Below are 18054 nucleotides of genomic sequence, written 5' to 3'. Positions count from 1 at the left end.
TGGCAAAACAGTATGGGCGGCAATCGCGATCTAATCCGTTGGGACCGTGCAAGCTATATCGGGATCATCATCTCAGGAGATCCTTATGACAAATCACGTTCCCATCGCTCTGGTTACCGGCGGCAGCCGCGGTCTGGGCCGTTCCACGGCCGAAGCGCTCGCCCGTCGCGGCGTTACTTCGATCTTCACCTACAACACCAACAAGACGGAGGCTGATAAGGTCGTCAGCCTGATCGAGAAGGCTGGCGGCAAGGCTGTGGCGCTTCATCTGGACACGGGTGATACCAGCAGCTTCGACGCATTCGTCATCAGTGTCCAGCAGATACTCCAAGTCCTCGGTGCCGAGAGATTCGACTACCTCGTCAACAATGCCGGCAATTCCAGCGGCATGGCTTTCCTGAATGCGCAGGAAGAGGAATTCGATACGCTCTATCGGATCCATGTGAAGGGCGTTTTCTTCCTCACTCAGAAGCTTGCGCCCTTGATCAGGGATGGTGGTCGCATCGTGAATATCTCATCGGGCCTGACGCGGATCATCATGGCGAATCGCGCCGCCTACGCCACGATGAAGGCTGCCGTCGAAACGATGACCAAATATATGGCGTTCGAACTGGGCGCACGGCGTATCGCCGTGAACTGTGTCGCACCCGGCGCCATTGCGACCGATTTCAGCGGCGGTGTGGTGCGCGACAATCCCGACGTCGCCAAGGCTATTGCCGGCATGACCGCTCTCGGTCGCCCAGGGCAACCTGACGACATAGGGCCGATGATCGCCTCGCTTCTGTCGGAGGATAACCGCTGGGTAAATGCACAGCGGATCGAGGTTTCGGGCGGAATGCGAATCTGATGGGTTCCCCATTTTTCGGTAACGACCTGGCCTGCGTCGAGAGACGGCTGGATGTCGTTGCATTCGTAGTTGCTACAGCCTCTCTTTTTTAAAGAGCTACGCCACCGCTGATGAAGCGTGACGTTACAACTTGGCGGTGAACGACATGCGAAGGAGACAGAGAAAAGAACCCGAAATAGGATCTCCTTTTTCGATCCTCCGAAGCCGCGTCCCTATGATCGCCCTGATCCAGGCGCTCGCCGTTGCGGAGTATCTCAGCTTCAATCGTGCCGCGCTGGCGCTCGGCACAAGTCAATCGAGCGTCAGCGCTCGGATAAAAGCGTTGGAGGAAGACCTTGGCATCGTTCTCTTCGACCGCAACACGCGCGGCGTCCGCCTGACTGAAGCCGGACGCCGCTTCGTCGATCAGGTCGGTGAGGGCATGGGTATCCTCGACCGCGCCATCAAGATCGCCGGGATGCAGGCGCGCGGCGAGGCCGGAGAACTTCGCGTCGGCGTGCATGCGCTCACCCCTGGCTGCTTTCTCGACCGGCTATTGGAGCGGTTCCACATCGACCATCCCGGAGTCCGGCTACAAGTTACCGAGGGAACGGCGAGAGACGCCCAATTCATGATCCGCGAAGGCAGGCTCGATGTCGCCTTCATGGCCTGCACCCATCAGACCCCCGACCTTAATTCCCGCGTGATATGGCGCGACCGCCTTATGGTTGCGCTGCCGGTCAAACATCCTTTGGCGGCACGATCGGGTGTGGAATGGCGTCACCTTGCGGACGAAACTTTCCTCGTCCGCCATAGCGGCACTGGCCCGCAGGTTGACGACATGATCGTGGCGCGGGCGGCCGGAAAATGGCTGACGCCAACAATCCTGCGTTTTGATGTTGAGCGCAGCACCCTGCTGTCCATGGTAGCGATCGGACACGGCATCTCGCTTTCCGTCGAGGAAGGCGCAGCTGACAGCACGGCGAATGTCGCTTTCCGCCCGATCCAGGACGAGGCTGAAACCATCCCATTTTCGGCTGTCTGGTCGCCGTCCAATCGCGCGCCCGCACTTCTCAAGTTGCTCGCGCTCGCGACGAACATGCACTGAGCGAATCGCAGCCAATCCACCACCTCAGTGCCGGAATAGTGCCGCGACACACTGTCCTATTTGCCGCCGATCGTATCCTACAGCTCTCCGGCAATGCCTTTACTAATGCAGACCCGAAATTGCCTATTTTCTGATCGGCTCCGTCTCTTTTGCCAATTGGAGCCTGTATGCGTGGAATTCGAATACTCTGGGGTCAGATCACTGTCGTCTTCATCATCGTTCTGATCAGGACCTGGGCGGCGGCGCAATGGGTGGCGTTCCGGCGAAGAACTGGCGATATATGGCCTTCGGCTCCCTATCCTATCGGCCGGATCGCCACCGCCCTTGTCTGGCAATCTGCGCGCGGGACCGTCGTGCCGTGGGTGGTGCAGGTCGATAAGCTCGGCCACGCGCAGACCGTCGCGGCGACCGTTGCCGACTATCGGCCGACTGATCCGCAAATCGCGTTCCATCTGGGCCGATTCATAGAACGGCTGCGCGCGATCCCGGCCGATGCCATCGTCGTCCGTTAGAACTGGCACCGTGCCGATGAATGGACCACGGATCGCGGCTTCGCCAAGGCGCGGCGGGCGATGGAAAGTTCGTGAATTGGATGACGCTTTATAGAAAAAAGACCGGTTCACTCTGGCAAGCCAGTCAAGATACCGCCCGTGAACACGCCGACAAGATTTGCGATGCGCGATTGTGAATTTCCATTCTGCTCCACGCAAAGCGAGATCGCCGTAGCAATGCACACCACATCCTCGAAAGATACGTCCAAACGCACTCGACCGCTATCTTGTGCAGACTGTAAGAGCTGCTGGCCTACTTTGCTGGTGGCAAGACATCCCGGCGTGCCGGTTTTCAACACGATGCCAAGCGAGGACGCAAAACCCCGATAGATGATCGTGTGGCGCACAAGTCGCTCAAGGTAGTCACGCAGCGCCAAAACACAATCGGCCCTTTCTGCGTGCGCCTGCATTTCCTCGGCAAAGGCGACGAAACGTGCGCTGTAGGCAGCAGCAAGCAGATCTTCCCGTGTCGCAAAACGCCGGTAAAGCGTGCCTATACCAACGCCCGCGTGCCTCGCGACCTCGTTCATCGAAACGGTCGCACCCCTCTCGAGGAAAATCTCCTCGGCAGCAGCAAGGATCTTGTCTCTGTTTTGCTGTGCGTCCGCGCGCAAGGGCGTTTCATCGGTCAACGGCATATCTCTTTCCCGCTTGATAAGTGGAGCGGTAATCCATATCCATAAGTGGAACAACACTCCACTTATGTGAGGACGTAAAGATGTCGCAACGATTCACGGACAGAGTCGTAGTGGTAACAGGTGGTACAGACGGTATCGGCCTTACCACAGCCAAGACCTTCGTCGAGGAAGGAGCCCAAGTCTATATCATTGGGCGCAGCCAGAGCCGCCTTGACGCTGCCGTAACCGAGATCGGCAAGGAAGTAACCGGCGGGAACGTAACGGGTGTGCAGGGTGATGTGTCTAATCCCGCAGACCTTGACCGGCTTTATGCGCAGATCAACCGTGATCACGGTCGGGTCGACGTAGTTTTTGCGAATGCCGGAATTTCCGAACAGGCCGCTCTGGGCGAGATCGATGAGGCCCATTTCGACCGCCTTTTTAACATCAATGTGAAAGGCATGGTCTTCACCGTGCAAAAGGCGCTGCCGCTGATGTCTGATGGCGGGGCCATCGTTCTGGCGGGCTCCGGCGCGGCAGTAAAAGGTTTCCCGAACCTCTCTATCTATAGTGCGACGAAAGCGGCGATCCGTTCTCTTGCGCGCGGTTGGACAGTTGATCTGAAGGGCCGGGGCATTCGCGTCAATGTGGTGTCGCCCGGCATGGTGCTGACACCGGCGATGGAGACCTATTTCGGCAATAACGAAGGTGCCGAAGCCTGGATGCAGCAGGCCATTCCTTTCGGTCGGCTCGCCCAAACCGACGAGATCGCCAAGGCCGTGCTTTTCCTTGCGTCACAGGACAGCAGCTTTGTCGGCGGCGAAGAGCTTCTGGTCGATGGCGGCTTCGTCGCCGTTTGACGCCTGCCGCGAGAAATCGCGGTCAGCCTATGCCGCAGGTGCATTGTCCTTATCCCGCGAAGTCAGCGGGATAAGGCTTTGGCTGTTTGCCGCCGGAGCACGATCGGGATCATCCACCGGCTTCGCGACCTGCGTTCGGGCGTAGTGCATAAGCGGTCTGACCATGCAGGGTCAAACCATGCCATCATCGTTTCCAGTCAAGATACCGGGACGTCACGAAACGTGCGGCGCATGTTTATGAAATGCCCAATTCGTTAGAACTCCTTGTCACCAGGAGGAAAACCTCAATGACCCTTGAAACCTTCCGTCAGATCTACGGTCTCGACGACAGTCCGTCCCCGCTTGATCGGTCGGTGCTGATCCTGATCGACATCCAGCGGGAATATCGCGACGGGCGGGTGCCGCTCGCCAATGTCGATGCGGCGGCGGATGAGGCCGGGCGGCTTCTTGCCCTTGCGCGTCGCAAGGGCATGCCGGTCATCCATATCGCCCATGACGCCGGACCCGGCGCTCCTGCCTTCGCCAGCGATGGACCGTATCGCGATTTCCTGCCCCAGGTCGCGCCTCAAGAAGGGGAGACGGTTCTGTTCAAGACTCACGCTAATGCGTTTATCGGCACCGGGCTCGCGGACCGGATCAAGGAGACGGGTCGGAACGAGGTCATCATCGCCGGTGATACGGTGGGTGTCTGTGTGTCCACCACCGCCCGCGCGGCAGCGGAGGAGTACGGCCTGCGCGTGACCCTGGTGGCGGACGCCATTGCCGCACGCGATGTTACCGATCCGCTGGGCGGAACGATCGCGGCCGAAACCGTGCGCCGCGTTGCGCTGGCCGAACTGGCGGATATGTTCGCCGTCGTTGTCAAGGATAGCACCGCGTGGAAGAACTGAGGGCGTCTTGTACCCTCAGCCGATCAGCGCGGGCTGGCCGGGACAGTTTTCAATAACACACCCGGTTCCACGCCCAGCGCCTCGGCAATCTTTCCCAGGATCGTAACGCTTGCCGACACGTCCGCGCGTTCGATCGCCCCGACATAGCGGGTGCTCAGGCCAGCGCGATCGGCCAGCTCCTCTTGCGTCATATCCCTGTCATGACGCATCCGACGCAGGTTGACCGCCATGACCTCTTTGAGGTCCATGCCATCATCGAGACCCGTGTCGGAACGATCGTTCCAGGAATGATCGTTCCTATTCGTCCCGGCCCGTGGTATTCTCGCCCTCTGGCGGGGGCTTTTCTGCGCCAGGTGCAAGACGAACGAGAAGATCAGCGCCGGAAACGCCGAGGGCGGCTGTTATGTCAGCAAACTCGATGACATCGATTCGTCGCTCGCCATTCTCATATTTGGCGACGAAGGATTGTGGCTTGCCGAGTGCGGCGGCCAGTTCCGCCTGCGTCATACCCCCGGTTTTGCGCGCTTCTGTAAGAAGCGATTGCAGCAAAAGCTGCCGGGGTGTGCGCAGGGATTTCTTCATGCGGAACGGCTCTCCGACGGGGAGGGGAGCCGTTCCGATAATCCTGATTTGGGATTATCCCATTTTAGGATATGGTTGACTGCGATCCTGCTGGAGGGCTGTCGGATGACAGCAAGACCCGAACTGGACCCCGATGTCGATGATCTGACGCCGACCGTGCCGGAGATCACGACCTATGACGAAGTGCATTTCATCACCTATCTCCGCCTACTTGATGCCGAGGCGGATCGGGCCGACTGGGCGGAGGTGGCGCGGATCGTGCTGCATCGCGATCCGGCGGACGGAGAGCGCACGCGCATCTGCTGGGAAAGCCATCTCGCCCGTGCGCGATGGATGACGAAAATCGGTTATCGGAAGATTCTCGAACGGGCCGTGATCGACGCCCGTGCAACCCGGCACTGACCGTCCTTTTTCTTCGCCATGGTATCCGGTGGTACGATCGCGACTCATTATATATTGCCTGCCGCTGGGTCGCCCCTTCTCTGATCGGTTTCATTTCCCCAAGCCGATTGGAGCCCCGATGCCCGGAAGCCGTGTCCTGTGGGGGGCGGTCGCCCTCGTCCTGCTGATCGTCTTCGTCGCCATCTGGAGTGCCACGGAATGGACGGCCTGGCGCCTGGGTTTTCAGCCCCAGCTTGGCGCTCCCTGGTTCATGGTGGCAGGCTGGCCGTTCTACTATCCGCCAGCTTTCTTCTGGTGGTGGTATTTCTACGATGCCTACGCGCCGTCGATTTTCGTGACGGGCGGATACATCGCCTCGTCCGGTGGAATTATCGGCAGCGTCGTGGCCATCGGCCTGTCCATCCTACGGGCGCGCGAGGCCCGCAACGTCGCCACATACGGCTCGGCCCGCTGGGCGGAGGCCGGCGAGGTGAAGCAGGCAGGGCTGCTCGACCCCGACGGCGTGGTGCTGGGCCGATGGGATCGGGACTATCTCCGGCATAATGGTCCAGAGCATGTCCTGTGCTTTGCGCCGACCCGTTCGGGCAAAGGTGTCGGGCTGGTCGTGCCGACGCTGCTGACATGGCCGGGCTCGGCCATCGTCCATGACATCAAGGGAGAGAACTGGGGGTTGACCGCCGGATTTCGTGCGCGCCACGGGCGCGTGCTGCTGTTTGACCCGACCGATCCGGCATCCTCGCCCTACAACCCGCTGCTGGAGGTCCGGCGTGGCGATAAGGAGGTGCGGGACGTCCAGAACATCGCCGATATCCTCGTCGATCCCGAAGGTGCTCTGGACCGGCGGAACCATTGGGAAAAGACCTCGCACTCCCTGCTGGTGGGTGCGATCCTGCATGTCCTCTATGCCGAACCGGACAAGACGCTGGCCGGTGTCGCCAATTTTCTCTCCGATCCTAAGCGGCCGGTGGAGGCGACGCTACGTGCCATGATGTCCACGCAGCATCTCGGCAAGGCGGGCGTGCATCCCGTCATTGCTTCGTCGGCGCGCGAGCTGCTGAACAAGAGCGATAATGAGCGGTCAGGTGTGTTGTCCACCGCCATGTCGTTCCTCGGCCTGTATCGCGACCCCGTAGTTGCAAAGGTGACGGCACGGTGCGACTGGCGCATCGCGGATCTGGTGTCCGGCCAGCAGCCCGCCAGCCTCTATCTCGTCGTCCCACCATCCGACATCGCCCGCACCAAGCCGCTGATCCGTCTGATCCTCAATCAGATCGGCCGTCGTCTGACGGAGGATCTGTATGTGTCCACTCATCGGCACCGGCTGCTACTGATGCTCGATGAGTTTCCCGCCCTCGGCCGTCTCGATTTCTTCGAGAGCGCGCTAGCCTTCATGGCGGGCTATGGGATCAAATCCTTTCTGATCGCGCAGAGCCTCAACCAGATCGAAAAAGCTTACGGCGCGAACAACAGCATTCTCGACAACTGCCATGTCCGCGTCGCGTTTGCTACCAACGACGAGCGCACCGCCCGGCGGGTGTCGGACGCGCTCGGCACCGCGACCGAGATGCGTGATTCCACCAATTATGCCGGGCACCGGCTATCGCCCTGGCTCGGGCATCTCATGGTGTCGCGGCAGGAAACGGCACGACCTTTGCTCACGCCCGGCGAGGTGATGCAGCTTCCGCCGACCGATGAACTGCTGCTGGTCGCGGGCGTCGCCCCCGTCCGCGCGAAGAAGGCGCGCTATTACGAGGATGCGCGGTTCATGGAGCGTGTCCTGCCGCCCCCGTCCGCCGGGACGAAACCCCCGTCCGCGCTCCCGTCCGATGACTGGTCGGCGCTGGAGGTAGGCGCTCCATCAGAAGGGCCAGCACCGGATCGCAGTAATGGGGCTGATGGCGATTCGGCCAATGCCGGTATTCGCCGCGAACCGGAATTGCCGGAGCATGAGGATGTCGCGCCACCCGAGCATCCGTGCGTGCAGGAGTTCGATGTGCTCGACGACGAGCCGGATGTCGATGCCGTCAGGGCGCGCACCATACGTCAGCAGGCTCGTTCCGTTGCGCGGCAGGCGACGATGGACCCTGCCGATGGCCTCGATCTGTGAGGATGCCCATGCCGAGCAAGACCCGCATGAACGTGTATTTCGAGGCCGAGCTTCTGAAGCAGGTCGAAGCGCTGGCGTTGCGGCGCAACGTCTCGAAATCGGCGGTGATCGAGGCTGCCGTCGCCTCCTTCCTTTCGGCCGATGCGTCGGAGCGGCTGGAGGCGGTGTTTGCCCGTCGTATGGAAAGGATCGACCGCCAGATTGCCGGGATGGACGAAGATCTCGCTATTATGGGCGAGACGTTGGCACTGTTCATTCGTTTCTGGCTGACCGTCACTCCACCGCTGCCTGACAGTGCCCAGGCATCGGCCAGAGCGAAAGGCGTCGAGCGGTTCGAGGGTTTCCTGCAATCGCTCGGGCGAAAACTGGCGACGGGAGATCGCTTTCTCAGGGAACTGTCGCGGGACATCGACACGCGGCGCAATCGTGGTGAAGACCCCCAGTAATCGTCAGATTGCGTGGGGCAGCCAAAAGGATTCGTCAATCCCGCCGATTACCGCCGTTTCCACGCAATGGCCGCACGGTCCGCAATAGTTGTTGAATCGAGCCGAAATGGCCCTCTTTTAATCATCCCCGTGTGGGGACCATCTGTTCCGGTCCCGTTCGAGCGGGGATCAGATGGCGGTTTCGCATTATAATTCGGAAAGTCAGGCACGCGGCATCTCGATGCTGCGCACAGCGATGGGGTCGGCGATCGCGGGGCACCTTGCCGATCCCGCTGTCGTAGAGGTGATGCTTAATCCGGACGGGCGGCTGTGGATCGATCGTCTGTCCGAGGGGCTATACGACACGGGTGAGATCATCACCCCCGCCGATGCGGAGCGCATCGTCCGCCTTGTGGCGCACCATGTCGGGGCGGAGGTGCATGACGAGGCACCGCGCGTGTCGGCGGAACTGCCGACCGGGGAGCGGTTCGAGGGTTTGCTCCCGCCCGTGGTGACAGCCCCGAGTTTCGCAATCCGTAAACCCGCTGTCGCCGTGTTCACCCTCGATGACTATGTCGAAGCCGGGATCATGACCAACGCCCAGGCCAGTTTCCTGCGCCAGGTCGTTGCCGAGCGGAAAAACATTCTGGTCGCGGGCGGGACATCCACCGGCAAGACCACGCTGGTCAACGCCCTGCTGGCCGAGGTCGCAAAAACCGACGACCGGGTCGTGCTGATCGAAGATACGCGCGAACTGCAATGTGCTGCGCCCAACCTTGTCTCGCTCCGTACGCGCGACGGCATCGTGACCCTGTCCGAACTGGTACGCTCGGCCCTGCGCCTGCGGCCTGATCGTATCCCGATTGGTGAGGTGCGCGGTCCCGAGGCGCTGGATCTGCTCAAGGCGTGGGGCACCGGTCACCCCGGCGGCATTGGCACGCTTCATGCCGGCACCGCCATCGGTGCCTTGCACCGTATGGAGCAGCTGATCCAGGAAATTGTGGTCACGGTGCCGCGCGCGCTGATCGCCGAGACCATCGACGTAATCGCCGTCCTTTCCGGCCGGGGCGCGCAGCGCCGGCTGTCCGAACTCGCCACCGTGGACGGGCTCGACCCCACCACAGGCGCCTATCGCATTCATTCAATTGATACCGATGGAGATTCCCTATGAACCTCACGCTGTTCCGCGTGCGTCGGCACGCGCCTGTCCTTTCCGCCATGCTGCTGCTGTCCATCGCATGGTGCTCCTCGGCTCTTGCCTCGGGCTCCGACATGCCGTGGGAGGAACCGCTCAACCAGATTCTGGAATCCGTGCAGGGACCGGTGGCGCGCATCGTGTCGGTGATCATCATCACCGTGACCGGCCTGACGCTGGCGTTCGGGGAAACATCCGGCGGCTTCCGCCGCCTGATCCAGATCGTGTTCGGCCTGTCCATCGCCTTCGCCGCCAGCTCGTTCTTTCTGTCGTTCTTCTCCTTCTCGGGCGGAGCACTGATCTGATGGCCGCCGGATATGACGATGACGCCGTGCCGGGCTTCCATGTCCCGGTGCATCGCTCCCTGACCGATCCGATCCTGCTGGGTGGGGCGCCAAGGACTCTGGCGATCGCCAACGGCACGTTGGGCGCAGCCATCTCGCTGGGGCTGCGGCTCTGGCTGGTTGGGGCGGTATTCTGGATCGTGGGGCATAGCCTCGCGGTCTGGGGAGCGAAGCGCGATCCGCTGTTCGTCGAGGTGGGCCGGCGGCATCTCCGCTATCCCGCCTGGCTCCGGGCATAGGGAGGGCAGGGCGATGATGTCCCTTGGCGAATATCGCAACCGTGCTGCCCTCTTGGCTGATTTCCTGCCCTGGGCCGCTCAGGTCGCAAAAGGTGTCGTGCTGAACAAGGACGGTTCCTTCCAGCGTACCGCACGCATCCGTGGTCCCGATCTGGATAGTGCGACGCCCGCCGAACTGGTTGGCGTGACCGGGCGGCTGAATAATGCCCTGCGGCGCCTGGGCTCCGGCTGGGCGGTGTTCGTGGAAGCCCAGCGCGTCCCGGCAACAGTGTATCCCGAGAGCGATTTCCCGGATGCCGCCAGTCAGATGGTCGATCTGGAACGCCGGGAGCAGTTCGAGGACGAGGGGGCGCATTTCGAGAGCCGGTATTTTCTCACCCTGGTCTGGCTGCCACCGGCGGAATCTTCTGGGCGTGCCGAGCGTTTTCTCTATGAAGGCAGGGAACGCGATGGTCCCGATCGGTATGGCATGCTCCATGCGTTCGTGGACCGCACGGATCGGATGCTGGCCCTGCTGGACGGGTTCATGCCCGAAGCGGTGTGGCTGAATGACGGCGAGACGCTCACGTACCTGCATTCCACCATCTCGACGCGGAACCAGCGGGTCCGGGTGCCGGAAATCCCGATGCACCTCGATGCTCTGCTGGTGGACCAGCCGCTCTCGGGTGGCCTGGAGCCGAAACTTGGTGACGCCTATCTGAAAACCCTGACCATCACGGGTTTCCCCAGCCGGACCTTCCCTGGAATTCTCGACGATCTGAACCGGCTGGCCATGCCGTATCGCTGGTCCACCCGCGCTATCCTGCTTGACAAGACCGATGCCACGAAGGTGCTGACGAAGATCCGTCGGCAGTGGTTCGCAAAGCGCAAGAGCATCGCAGCCATTGTGCGGGAAGTCATGACCAACGAGGCGTCGGTGCTGGAGGACAACGATGCCGCCAACAAGGCCGCCGATGCTGATCTGGCGCTGCAATCCCTTGGTGCCGACGATGTCGGTCAAGCCTATATCACTGCGACCGTCACGGTCTGGGATGGCAGCGCCAGTATCGCGGCGGAAAAACTTCGCCTCGTGGAAAAGATCATTCAGGGGCGGGACTTCACCTACATGGCGGAAAGCCTCAATGCGGTGGAGGCATGGCTCGGGAGTCTGCCGGGCCATGTCTACGCCAATGTGCGCCAGCCCCCGGTCTCGACCCTGAATCTGGCGCATATGATCCCGCTTTCCGCCGTGTGGGCCGGGCCGGAGCAGGACGGGCATTTCAAGGCAGCACCGCTGTTCTACGGAAAAACGGCGGGAGCAACACCATTCCGGTTTTCACTGCATGTCGGGGATGTCGGTCACACGCTGATCGCGGGACCGACAGGCGCGGGCAAATCCGTGCTGCTGGCATTGATGGCGCTCCAGTTCCGGCGCTATGCGGGTTCGCAGATTTTTGCCTTCGATTTTGGTGGCTCCATGCGTGCGGCGACGATGGCAATGGGAGGCGATTGGCATGATCTCGGCGGCGGTTTGACCGATGATGATCCATCGGAAGAACAGGGTGGCAGTGTATCGCTCCAGCCGCTGGCACAGATTTACGATCCCGACGAGCGCAAATGGGCCAGTGAGTGGCTGGGGCAGATCCTCGTGGGTGAGGGGATAACGCTTAACCCCGAGGTGAAGTCCCATCTCTGGTCGGCCCTGAATTCCCTCGCGTCATCGCCCGACCATGAACGCACGATCTCCGGTCTGGTGGCGCTCCTCCAGTCCAACGTCCTGAAGCAGGCTCTGGCCCCATACTGCCTCGGTGGTCCTTATGGCCGGTTGCTGGATGCGGACGCCGAGCGGCTGGGCGATGCCGATGTCGTGGTGTTTGAAACCGAGGGGCTGATCGGTTCTGACGCAGCCTCTTCCGTGCTGTCCTATCTGTTCCACCGCATTGAGGGCCGTCTGGATGGCCGCCCGACCCTGCTGGTCATTGATGAGGGCTGGTTGGTTCTGGATGACGGTGATTTCGCCGGACAACTCCGGGAATGGCTGAAAACCCTGCGCAAGAAGAACGCATCGGTGATTTTTGCTACTCAGTCCCTGTCCGATATTGCCAATTCCCCCATTGCTCCGGCTGTAGTGGAAAGCTGTCCCACGCGGATATTCCTGCCCAATGAGCGGGCCATCGAGCCGCAGATCATGGCGCTCTATCGGGATTTCGGGCTGAATGACCGGCAGATCGCCATCATCGCCCGCGCCGCGTCCAAGCGGGAGTATTACTGTCAGACGCAAGGTGGCAACCGCCTGTTCGAACTGGGCCTCGGCCCGGTGGCGCTGGCGTTGTGTGCCGCGTCCGGCAAGGACGATCATCGACTGATCGATAGCGTGCTGACCAAGCACGGGCGGGATGGTTTCCTGCCCGCATGGTTTGAGGCGCGTGGTGTCACGTGGGCGGCGGACCTTCTGCGGCAAGGAGACGTGTCGTGAGATATCGTCTGATTCCTGCCGTAGTGGTCATTGCTTTTACGGTTTCATCTTCTCCACCTGCCCACGCGCAATGGGCGGTGTATGACGGCGCGAACCATGTTGAGAACGTGCTGATCGCGGCCCGAACGCTCCAGCAGATCGGCAACCAGATCACGTCACTCGCCAACCAGGCGCAGATGCTGGTCAATCAGGGGCGTAATCTGGCGAGCCTGCCGATTTCGACATTATCGACGTTGCAGTCAACGATTTCCCAGACGACGGCACTCCTCGCTCAGGCGCAGAACATCGCCTACAGCGTCCAGTCCGTCGAGCAGCAATACCAGCAGGCATACACGTCCGTCTCCTCGGGCATGTCCGACAGTGCCCTGTTCAGCCAGGCGCAGACACGGTGGAAGAATTCCGTCGGTGGGTTCGAGGATGCGCTGAAATTGCAGGCGCGGGTAGTGGGGAACATCCCGAGCGACAGTTCTGCCATGACACAACTGGCTTCGGCCAGCCAGACCTCCACCGGGGCGTTGCAGGCGGCGCAGGCGGGAAACCAGCTTCTGGCGCTACAGTCCCGCCAATTGTCCGATATTCAGGCCGAACTGGCCGCCAACGGTCGCGCCACGGCCCTGCAACAGGCACGTGATGCCGCGACGGAAGCGGAAAGTGACGCGCAGTATCAGCATTTCTCGCAGCATGACGCCTATGTGCCGAGCACGGTGTCCATGTTCGGCAGCAATGGAAACTGACGGTCATGCCCACGAACGATGTCGGTGTTATCGACACTTTCCTCAATACCTTCACGACTACGATCGACAGCGGCTTTGGTCTGCTGAAAGGAAACGTCGTTTCTCTGGCCGGATCGTTGTCCGTGCTGGATATGGTACTGGCCGGGCTGTTCTGGGCGTGGGCGGCGGATGAGGACATCATCCAGCGTCTGGTGAAGAAGACACTGTATATCGGGTTCTTCGCTTTCCTGATCAACAATTTTGACCATCTTGCGAAGGTGGTTTTCGATAGTTTCGCCGCCATGGGTCTCAGGGCCGGGGGTGGCAATCTGACATTGTCGGATTTCCTCCGTCCCGGCCGACTGGCCTCGACCGGATTCGATGCGGCCCAGCCTCTGCTGGACTCTGTCCACAACCTTCTGGGTCCGGTGGCCTTCTTCAAAAACTTCATCCAGATCTTTGTGCTGTGCCTGTCCTGGCTGATTGTGCTGGCGGCATTCTTCATTCTCGCCGTTCAGCTTTTCGTGGCCCTGATCGAATTCAAGCTGACCACGCTGGCAGGGTTTGTGCTGATCCCGTTCGCGCTGTTCAACCGGACGGCCTTCCTGGCGGAGAAGGTACTGGGCAATGTCGTGTCATCGGGTGTGAAGGTGATGGTGCTGGCGGTGATCTCCGGCATCGCGTCTGTATTATTCCGGCAGTTTACGACTTCTTATGGCGATGCCGTGCCCACCGTCGGACAGGCAACGTCGGTGGTACTGGCGTCACTCGCTATCGTCGGTCTGTCCATTTATGGCGGCAGCATTGCCAACGGGCTGATCTCAGGCGCGCCCCAGCTTGGCGCGGGCGCCGCTGTCGGCACCGGCATGGCGGTTGGCGCGATGGGGGCAACGGCCGTGGCTGGCGTTGGAGCGGTTGCCTCTGGCGGGGCTGCGGCCGTGGGTGCCACCGCTGCTGCCGCGCGGGGAGGGGCTGCGATCGCGGGTGCGGCCAATACGGCTTATTCGGTGGGCGCCATGAATGCCGCTGGCGAAAGTGCCGGTGCCCGCATGGCAGCCGGGCTGGGCGGTGTTGCCCGGGCGCCGGGCAGTGCTGCCGCGAATGCCGTGAAGAGCAAAATGTCGTTTGCGGCGAACGCCATGAAGCAGAGCTACGGCGAGGGCGCGCGAGGCGCTTCCACTGCGACAGGCGGACGCTTCACGGGAGGGTCCGATGCGGGTGCCGGGGCGTCCGGCGGCCCGTCAGGTAATGGCGGTGGCGGAGGTGGTGTTGCCGGTGGCGGCTCTGGCCCCGAAGGCACGCCACCCCGCTGGGCGCGGAGCATGAAACGCCGCAATGCAGCCACCCATGCCGCCGAAGTGGCGCATGTCATCCGCTCAGCCGATGGCGGCGGCGGAAGTTCCAGCATTGATCTCTCGGAAAAGGAATGAGGACGATGTTCCGTCGCTCCACCAGCCGTTACGGGACCACGCCCGAGCCCGTAACCCCATACCAGAAAGCAGCGCAGATCTGGGACGAGCGCATCGGCTCCGCCCGTGTGCAGGCCCGCAATTGGCGTCTGATGGCGTTCGGGTCACTGTTTCTGTCCGCCGGCCTTGGTGCCGGGTTGGTCTGGCAGTCCGCGCATGGCACCGTCGTGCCATGGGTGGTGCAGGTCGATCGACTGGGGCAGGCGCAGGTCGTGATGCCTGCGACAGCGGGTTACACACCGACCGATCCGCAGATTGCCTGGTATCTGGCGCAGTTTATCGGCGATGTCCGTGGTCTGTCATCAGATGCGGTGGTGGTCCGGCATAACTGGCTGCGCGCCTATGATTTCACCACCACGTCGGGCGCGCAGGCGCTTAATGATTATGCCCGCCTCAACGATCCGTTTTCGCGGATCGGACGGGAGCAGGTCGAGGTGGACATTGCCTCGGTCATCCGCGCCTCGTCTGGCAGTTTCCGTGTCGCCTGGACCGAGCGTCATTACCGCGATGGAGCGTTTACCGGCACCGAACGCTGGACCGCCATCGTGTCCATCGTGCTGCGGACGCCCCGCGATGCGGATCATCTGCGGAAAAATCCCCTCGGCATATACGTCTCCGCCATCAACTGGTCGAAGGAGCTTGGCCAATGATCCGTCGCGCTCTTCGTTTTCTCCCGTTGCTTGTCCTGCCCCTGGCCGGATGCGCGCAGCATTACCATCCGCCTGTCATCCGGTACGATGACGCTGTTCAGGCCATGCGCCTGCCGGACCCACCGAAACCGGTACAGATCGTCGAAGTCCCGCAGCCACTTCCCCTGCCGGGCCAGCTCAAGCCGCTGCCGTCACGACGCGCGGTCCATACGGCTCCCGAAGTCGCCGACCCCGCAGCGCGCGTGACACAGGCCAATCTGGCGGCCCGAATTCAACCTACGCGTGCTGGCTTCATCAATGCGGTGCAGGTCTATCCTTATTCTCCCGGTGCCCTCTATCAGGTCTATACCTCGCCCGGCGAAATCACTGACATCATGCTCCAGCAGGGCGAAAAGCTGGTCGGCACCGGGCCGGTTGCTGCCGGTGATACGGTGCGCTGGATCATTGGCGACACCGAAAGCGGGGCAGGGGCGACCAAACGCATCCATATCCTGGTCAAGCCGACGCGGCCGGATCTGACTACCAACCTGATCGTCAATACGGATCGGCGGACGTATCTGGCCGAACTGCGCTCCACACCAGCCACCTACATGGCCTCGGTGTCCTGGGACTACCCTGAGGATGATCTGATTGCCCTGCACCGGCAGGACAGCGATGCCGACGAGGCGGCATCAGTAGATACGGGCTTGAAACTCGACGCCCTGAATTTCCGCTATGCCATCCAGCCGGTGAAAGGCGAGACATCACCCTGGCTTCCCAGCCGGGCTTTTGATGACGGGCGGAAGGTCTATATCGCCTTTCCGGCTGGCATAGGGCAAGGGGAACTGCCGCCGCTTTTTGTGCTTGGGGCCGATGGAGGGCCGGAACTGGTCAATTACCGGGTGCGACAGAACTGGATGATCGTCGATCGCCTGTTCGCCGCTGCCGAATTACGCCTGGGTGATAAGCATTCCGAGCAGCGTGTGCGGATCGTGCGCACGGACGGCAGAAAGTCATGAGCAGCGCGGAAGAACGCCCGGATGAGGACGGGGGCGCTACCGGCAACGGGAGCGCAGCGGGACCAGCACCGTCACCCGATCTGCGGCTGCGCGCACAGCGTCCGCCGGTCGTAAAGCTGTCGCGCCCCGTCATCTGGACCCTGGGGGCGGCTGGGATGCTCGCCATCGGTCTCGCGCTGGGTTACGCGCTGCAAGGCAACACGCCAAAAGGGCCGGTTCAGGCAGCACAGGATACCGACGCGCGGGCCTCGGCCGACGGGCTGTCGGCTTTGCCCAGCGACTATACCAATGTACCGAAGCTGGGGCAGCCTCTGCCCGGTGATCTGGGCGGGCCGATCCTCAATGCGCAGCGGCAGGGACGTGCGGGGCCGGTTCCCGGCATGGGGAATCGTCGCGGCGACCAGGAGATCGAAGCCGCGCGCACCAGCAGGCTCTTCGCGCAGGTCGAGGTACGAGAGGGTCAGAGCGCCCAGGCGGTGCCGGTGATGGCGGCCGCTCCTGGAGTGCGGGCATCATCGGCAGGAACCGACCAGCAGGCTGTCAATCGTACCTTTCTGGCGGGGAAGCCGGACCGTGCGACGGTCAGCCCGGACCGGATTATGCCGCCCGCGTCCCCTTATATCCTTCAGGCAGGGACCGTCATCGCCGGAGCATTGAATACGAAAATCAGCTCCGATCTGCCCGGCCAGATCGTCGGTCATGTCACCCAGAACGTCTATGACAGCCCGACCGGTCGTTATCTGCTGGTCCCGCAGGGCAGCACCCTGTTCGGGGCCTATAACAGCAGTGTTTCCTTCGGACAGCAGCGGACCCAGATCATCTGGACCCGGCTGATCTACCCGAACGGGGAGAGCCTGGTGCTGGAAAAGCTGCTCGGTGGCGACGCCATCGGGCAGTCCGGTCTATCCGATGAGGTGAACAATCATTGGGGCCAGCTTTTCAAGGCTGCCCTCGTGACGACTCTTCTCAGCGTGGGTTCCGAAGCCGGCACGTCATGGAACGAGAACAACCTGATGCAGGCCATCCGTTCAGGGGCCAGCAATGGTTTCTCCATGGTCGGTAACCGTCTGATCGACCGCAGTCTGGATATTCAGCCGACGCTGACCGACAGGCCCGGCCTGCCGTTCACGCTCATTCTGAACCGCGATCTGGTTCTAAAGCCTTGGACACAGGAGGAAATCCACCCATGACGAAGCTGAAGCTCGGTCCGATCGAGGATGACAAGCCCGTGAAAGTCACGCTGGAGTTGCCGGCCACCCTGCATCGTGATCTTGTCGCCTATGCTGAAATTTTGGGTCGTGGAACCGGGCTGGTGCCCATCGATCCCGTGCGTCTCATCGCGCCCATGCTGACCCGGTTTATCGCTACCGATCGGGGTTTCGCCAAGGCGCGAAGAGCGAAGCTCTAGCGCAAGGGACGCTGATTGGTTACAATCAAGGTGAAGAGTGTGATCTGGTGTCATCGGAGTGTTTGTCTGGTCTGCCCCGCCAATTTTCTGGATTCCTTGGTAAGAGTTTTTTGGTAAAAATACTCGAATCGTAAGGTCATAAAGTGAACTGCTCAATGGACGGGAGGAACGGCCATCTACAGCTCAGTACAACTGTCTGCGTTTACACGCCTATT

At 61.6% G+C, this 18054-nt stretch carries 21 protein-coding genes; 18 read left to right on the top strand and 3 right to left on the bottom strand.

What is annotated here, in order from left to right; translation table 11 throughout:
- Positions 1–85: 85 nt before the first annotated feature.
- From FMA36_RS03625 to FMA36_RS03615, 3 genes are all read left to right on the top strand, one after another.
- On the top strand, positions 86–847 hold the full coding sequence (locus tag FMA36_RS03625) for an SDR family NAD(P)-dependent oxidoreductase (RefSeq protein WP_159260901.1): 762 nt from the start codon (positions 86–88) through the stop codon (positions 845–847).
- Positions 848–1061: 214 nt separating this feature from the next.
- Positions 1062–1934, top strand: coding sequence for a LysR family transcriptional regulator (locus FMA36_RS03620; RefSeq protein WP_167518005.1), 873 nt, complete (start codon positions 1062–1064; stop codon positions 1932–1934).
- Between the two features lie 167 nt (positions 1935–2101).
- Positions 2102–2446, top strand: a complete 345-nt coding sequence (locus FMA36_RS03615; RefSeq protein WP_475704529.1) for a VirB8/TrbF family protein — start codon at positions 2102–2104, stop codon at positions 2444–2446.
- A 107-nt stretch (positions 2447–2553) separates the two neighbouring features.
- Here the strand turns inward: FMA36_RS03615 and FMA36_RS03610 are convergent, their stop codons facing one another.
- Positions 2554–3123 (bottom strand): TetR/AcrR family transcriptional regulator, encoded by a 570-nt coding sequence (locus tag FMA36_RS03610; RefSeq protein ID WP_206065176.1) that lies wholly within the window; start codon positions 3121–3123, stop codon positions 2554–2556.
- Positions 3124–3203: 80 nt separating this feature from the next.
- Between FMA36_RS03610 and FMA36_RS03605 the strand changes: the two genes are divergently transcribed.
- Positions 3204–3962, top strand: a complete 759-nt coding sequence (locus FMA36_RS03605; RefSeq protein WP_159260899.1) for an SDR family NAD(P)-dependent oxidoreductase — start codon at positions 3204–3206, stop codon at positions 3960–3962.
- Between the two features lie 287 nt (positions 3963–4249).
- Complete coding sequence (locus FMA36_RS03600; RefSeq protein ID WP_159260897.1) at positions 4250–4852, top strand: cysteine hydrolase family protein; 603 nt, start codon at positions 4250–4252, stop codon at positions 4850–4852.
- A 23-nt stretch (positions 4853–4875) separates the two neighbouring features.
- Here the strand turns inward: FMA36_RS03600 and FMA36_RS03595 are convergent, their stop codons facing one another.
- Both FMA36_RS03595 and FMA36_RS03590 read right to left on the bottom strand, forming a co-directional pair.
- Positions 4876–5100 carry a helix-turn-helix domain-containing protein gene (locus FMA36_RS03595; protein ID WP_159260894.1) on the bottom strand — a complete coding sequence of 75 codons (225 nt, stop codon included), beginning with the start codon at positions 5098–5100 and terminating at the stop codon, positions 4876–4878.
- Positions 5101–5149: 49 nt separating this feature from the next.
- Positions 5150–5434 (bottom strand): helix-turn-helix domain-containing protein, encoded by a 285-nt coding sequence (locus tag FMA36_RS03590; RefSeq protein WP_159260892.1) that lies wholly within the window; start codon positions 5432–5434, stop codon positions 5150–5152.
- Between the two features lie 105 nt (positions 5435–5539).
- Between FMA36_RS03590 and FMA36_RS03585 the strand changes: the two genes are divergently transcribed.
- From FMA36_RS03585 to FMA36_RS03525, 13 genes are all read left to right on the top strand, one after another.
- Positions 5540–5836, top strand: coding sequence for a DUF2285 domain-containing protein (locus tag FMA36_RS03585; RefSeq protein ID WP_159260890.1), 297 nt, complete (start codon positions 5540–5542; stop codon positions 5834–5836).
- Between the two features lie 118 nt (positions 5837–5954).
- On the top strand, positions 5955–7943 hold the full coding sequence (locus tag FMA36_RS03580) for a conjugal transfer protein TraG (protein WP_159260888.1): 1989 nt from the start codon (positions 5955–5957) through the stop codon (positions 7941–7943).
- A 2-nt stretch (positions 7944–7945) separates the two neighbouring features.
- Positions 7946–8389 (top strand): ribbon-helix-helix protein, CopG family, encoded by a 444-nt coding sequence (locus FMA36_RS03575; RefSeq protein ID WP_475704528.1) that lies wholly within the window; start codon positions 7946–7948, stop codon positions 8387–8389.
- Positions 8390–8561: 172 nt separating this feature from the next.
- Positions 8562–9539 (top strand): P-type conjugative transfer ATPase TrbB, encoded by a 978-nt coding sequence (trbB, locus tag FMA36_RS03570; RefSeq protein ID WP_159260884.1) that lies wholly within the window; start codon positions 8562–8564, stop codon positions 9537–9539.
- The gene (locus FMA36_RS03565) at positions 9536–9868 is read left to right on the top strand and encodes a TrbC/VirB2 family type IV secretion system protein (RefSeq protein WP_159260882.1); all 333 of its coding nucleotides are present in this window, start codon (positions 9536–9538) and stop codon (positions 9866–9868) included. Before trbB ends, FMA36_RS03565 begins: the two co-directional genes overlap by 4 nt.
- Positions 9868–10146 carry a VirB3 family type IV secretion system protein gene (locus tag FMA36_RS03560; protein ID WP_063905681.1) on the top strand — a complete coding sequence of 93 codons (279 nt, stop codon included), beginning with the start codon at positions 9868–9870 and terminating at the stop codon, positions 10144–10146. Before FMA36_RS03565 ends, FMA36_RS03560 begins: the two co-directional genes overlap by 1 nt.
- Positions 10147–10159: 13 nt before the next feature.
- Positions 10160–12601 carry a conjugal transfer protein TrbE gene (gene trbE, locus FMA36_RS03555; RefSeq protein ID WP_159260880.1) on the top strand — a complete coding sequence of 814 codons (2442 nt, stop codon included), beginning with the start codon at positions 10160–10162 and terminating at the stop codon, positions 12599–12601.
- The gene (gene trbJ, locus FMA36_RS03550) at positions 12598–13335 is read left to right on the top strand and encodes a P-type conjugative transfer protein TrbJ (protein ID WP_159260878.1); all 738 of its coding nucleotides are present in this window, start codon (positions 12598–12600) and stop codon (positions 13333–13335) included. The genes trbE and trbJ overlap by 4 nt, the downstream gene beginning before the upstream one ends.
- 5 nt (positions 13336–13340) lie before the next feature.
- On the top strand, positions 13341–14744 hold the full coding sequence (gene trbL / locus FMA36_RS03545) for a P-type conjugative transfer protein TrbL (protein ID WP_159260876.1): 1404 nt from the start codon (positions 13341–13343) through the stop codon (positions 14742–14744).
- Positions 14745–14749: 5 nt separating this feature from the next.
- Positions 14750–15433 (top strand): conjugal transfer protein TrbF, encoded by a 684-nt coding sequence (trbF, locus tag FMA36_RS03540; RefSeq protein ID WP_159260874.1) that lies wholly within the window; start codon positions 14750–14752, stop codon positions 15431–15433.
- Positions 15430–16431 carry a P-type conjugative transfer protein TrbG gene (gene trbG, locus FMA36_RS03535; RefSeq protein WP_159260872.1) on the top strand — a complete coding sequence of 334 codons (1002 nt, stop codon included), beginning with the start codon at positions 15430–15432 and terminating at the stop codon, positions 16429–16431. Before trbF ends, trbG begins: the two co-directional genes overlap by 4 nt.
- The gene (locus FMA36_RS03530) at positions 16428–17621 is read left to right on the top strand and encodes a TraB/TrbI/VirB10 family type IV secretion system protein (RefSeq protein WP_159260870.1); all 1194 of its coding nucleotides are present in this window, start codon (positions 16428–16430) and stop codon (positions 17619–17621) included. Before trbG ends, FMA36_RS03530 begins: the two co-directional genes overlap by 4 nt.
- Positions 17618–17839, top strand: coding sequence for a DUF2274 domain-containing protein (locus FMA36_RS03525; protein ID WP_159260868.1), 222 nt, complete (start codon positions 17618–17620; stop codon positions 17837–17839). Before FMA36_RS03530 ends, FMA36_RS03525 begins: the two co-directional genes overlap by 4 nt.
- Positions 17840–18054 lie beyond the last annotated feature (215 nt).

It is taken from the genome of Komagataeibacter xylinus (assembly GCF_009834365.1).
Taxonomy (GTDB): Bacteria; Pseudomonadota; Alphaproteobacteria; order Acetobacterales; family Acetobacteraceae; genus Komagataeibacter; species Komagataeibacter xylinus_D.
This window is presented reverse-complemented; position numbering and strand designations above follow the sequence as displayed.

Excerpts from the sequence above, each read along its gene's own strand:
- FMA36_RS03625 (WP_159260901.1), top strand. The coding sequence starts at position 86 with ATGACAAATCACGTTCCCATCGCTCTGGTTACCGGCGGCAGCCGCGGT.
- FMA36_RS03620 (WP_167518005.1), top strand. The coding sequence starts at position 1,062 with ATGATCGCCCTGATCCAGGCGCTCGCCGTTGCGGAGTATCTCAGCTTC.
- FMA36_RS03615 (WP_475704529.1), top strand. The coding sequence starts at position 2,102 with ATGCGTGGAATTCGAATACTCTGGGGTCAGATCACTGTCGTCTTCATC.
- FMA36_RS03610 (WP_206065176.1), bottom strand. The coding sequence starts at position 3,123 with ATGCCGTTGACCGATGAAACGCCCTTGCGCGCGGACGCACAGCAAAAC.
- FMA36_RS03605 (WP_159260899.1), top strand. The coding sequence starts at position 3,204 with ATGTCGCAACGATTCACGGACAGAGTCGTAGTGGTAACAGGTGGTACA.
- FMA36_RS03600 (WP_159260897.1), top strand. The coding sequence starts at position 4,250 with ATGACCCTTGAAACCTTCCGTCAGATCTACGGTCTCGACGACAGTCCG.
- FMA36_RS03595 (WP_159260894.1), bottom strand. The coding sequence starts at position 5,100 with ATGGACCTCAAAGAGGTCATGGCGGTCAACCTGCGTCGGATGCGTCAT.
- FMA36_RS03590 (WP_159260892.1), bottom strand. The coding sequence starts at position 5,434 with ATGAAGAAATCCCTGCGCACACCCCGGCAGCTTTTGCTGCAATCGCTT.
- FMA36_RS03585 (WP_159260890.1), top strand. The coding sequence starts at position 5,540 with ATGACAGCAAGACCCGAACTGGACCCCGATGTCGATGATCTGACGCCG.
- FMA36_RS03580 (WP_159260888.1), top strand. The coding sequence starts at position 5,955 with ATGCCCGGAAGCCGTGTCCTGTGGGGGGCGGTCGCCCTCGTCCTGCTG.
- FMA36_RS03575 (WP_475704528.1), top strand. The coding sequence starts at position 7,946 with ATGCCCATGCCGAGCAAGACCCGCATGAACGTGTATTTCGAGGCCGAG.
- trbB (WP_159260884.1), top strand. The coding sequence starts at position 8,562 with ATGGCGGTTTCGCATTATAATTCGGAAAGTCAGGCACGCGGCATCTCG.
- FMA36_RS03565 (WP_159260882.1), top strand. The coding sequence starts at position 9,536 with ATGAACCTCACGCTGTTCCGCGTGCGTCGGCACGCGCCTGTCCTTTCC.
- FMA36_RS03560 (WP_063905681.1), top strand. The coding sequence starts at position 9,868 with ATGGCCGCCGGATATGACGATGACGCCGTGCCGGGCTTCCATGTCCCG.
- trbE (WP_159260880.1), top strand. The coding sequence starts at position 10,160 with ATGATGTCCCTTGGCGAATATCGCAACCGTGCTGCCCTCTTGGCTGAT.
- trbL (WP_159260876.1), top strand. The coding sequence starts at position 13,341 with ATGCCCACGAACGATGTCGGTGTTATCGACACTTTCCTCAATACCTTC.
- trbF (WP_159260874.1), top strand. The coding sequence starts at position 14,750 with ATGTTCCGTCGCTCCACCAGCCGTTACGGGACCACGCCCGAGCCCGTA.
- trbG (WP_159260872.1), top strand. The coding sequence starts at position 15,430 with ATGATCCGTCGCGCTCTTCGTTTTCTCCCGTTGCTTGTCCTGCCCCTG.
- FMA36_RS03530 (WP_159260870.1), top strand. The coding sequence starts at position 16,428 with ATGAGCAGCGCGGAAGAACGCCCGGATGAGGACGGGGGCGCTACCGGC.
- FMA36_RS03525 (WP_159260868.1), top strand. The coding sequence starts at position 17,618 with ATGACGAAGCTGAAGCTCGGTCCGATCGAGGATGACAAGCCCGTGAAA.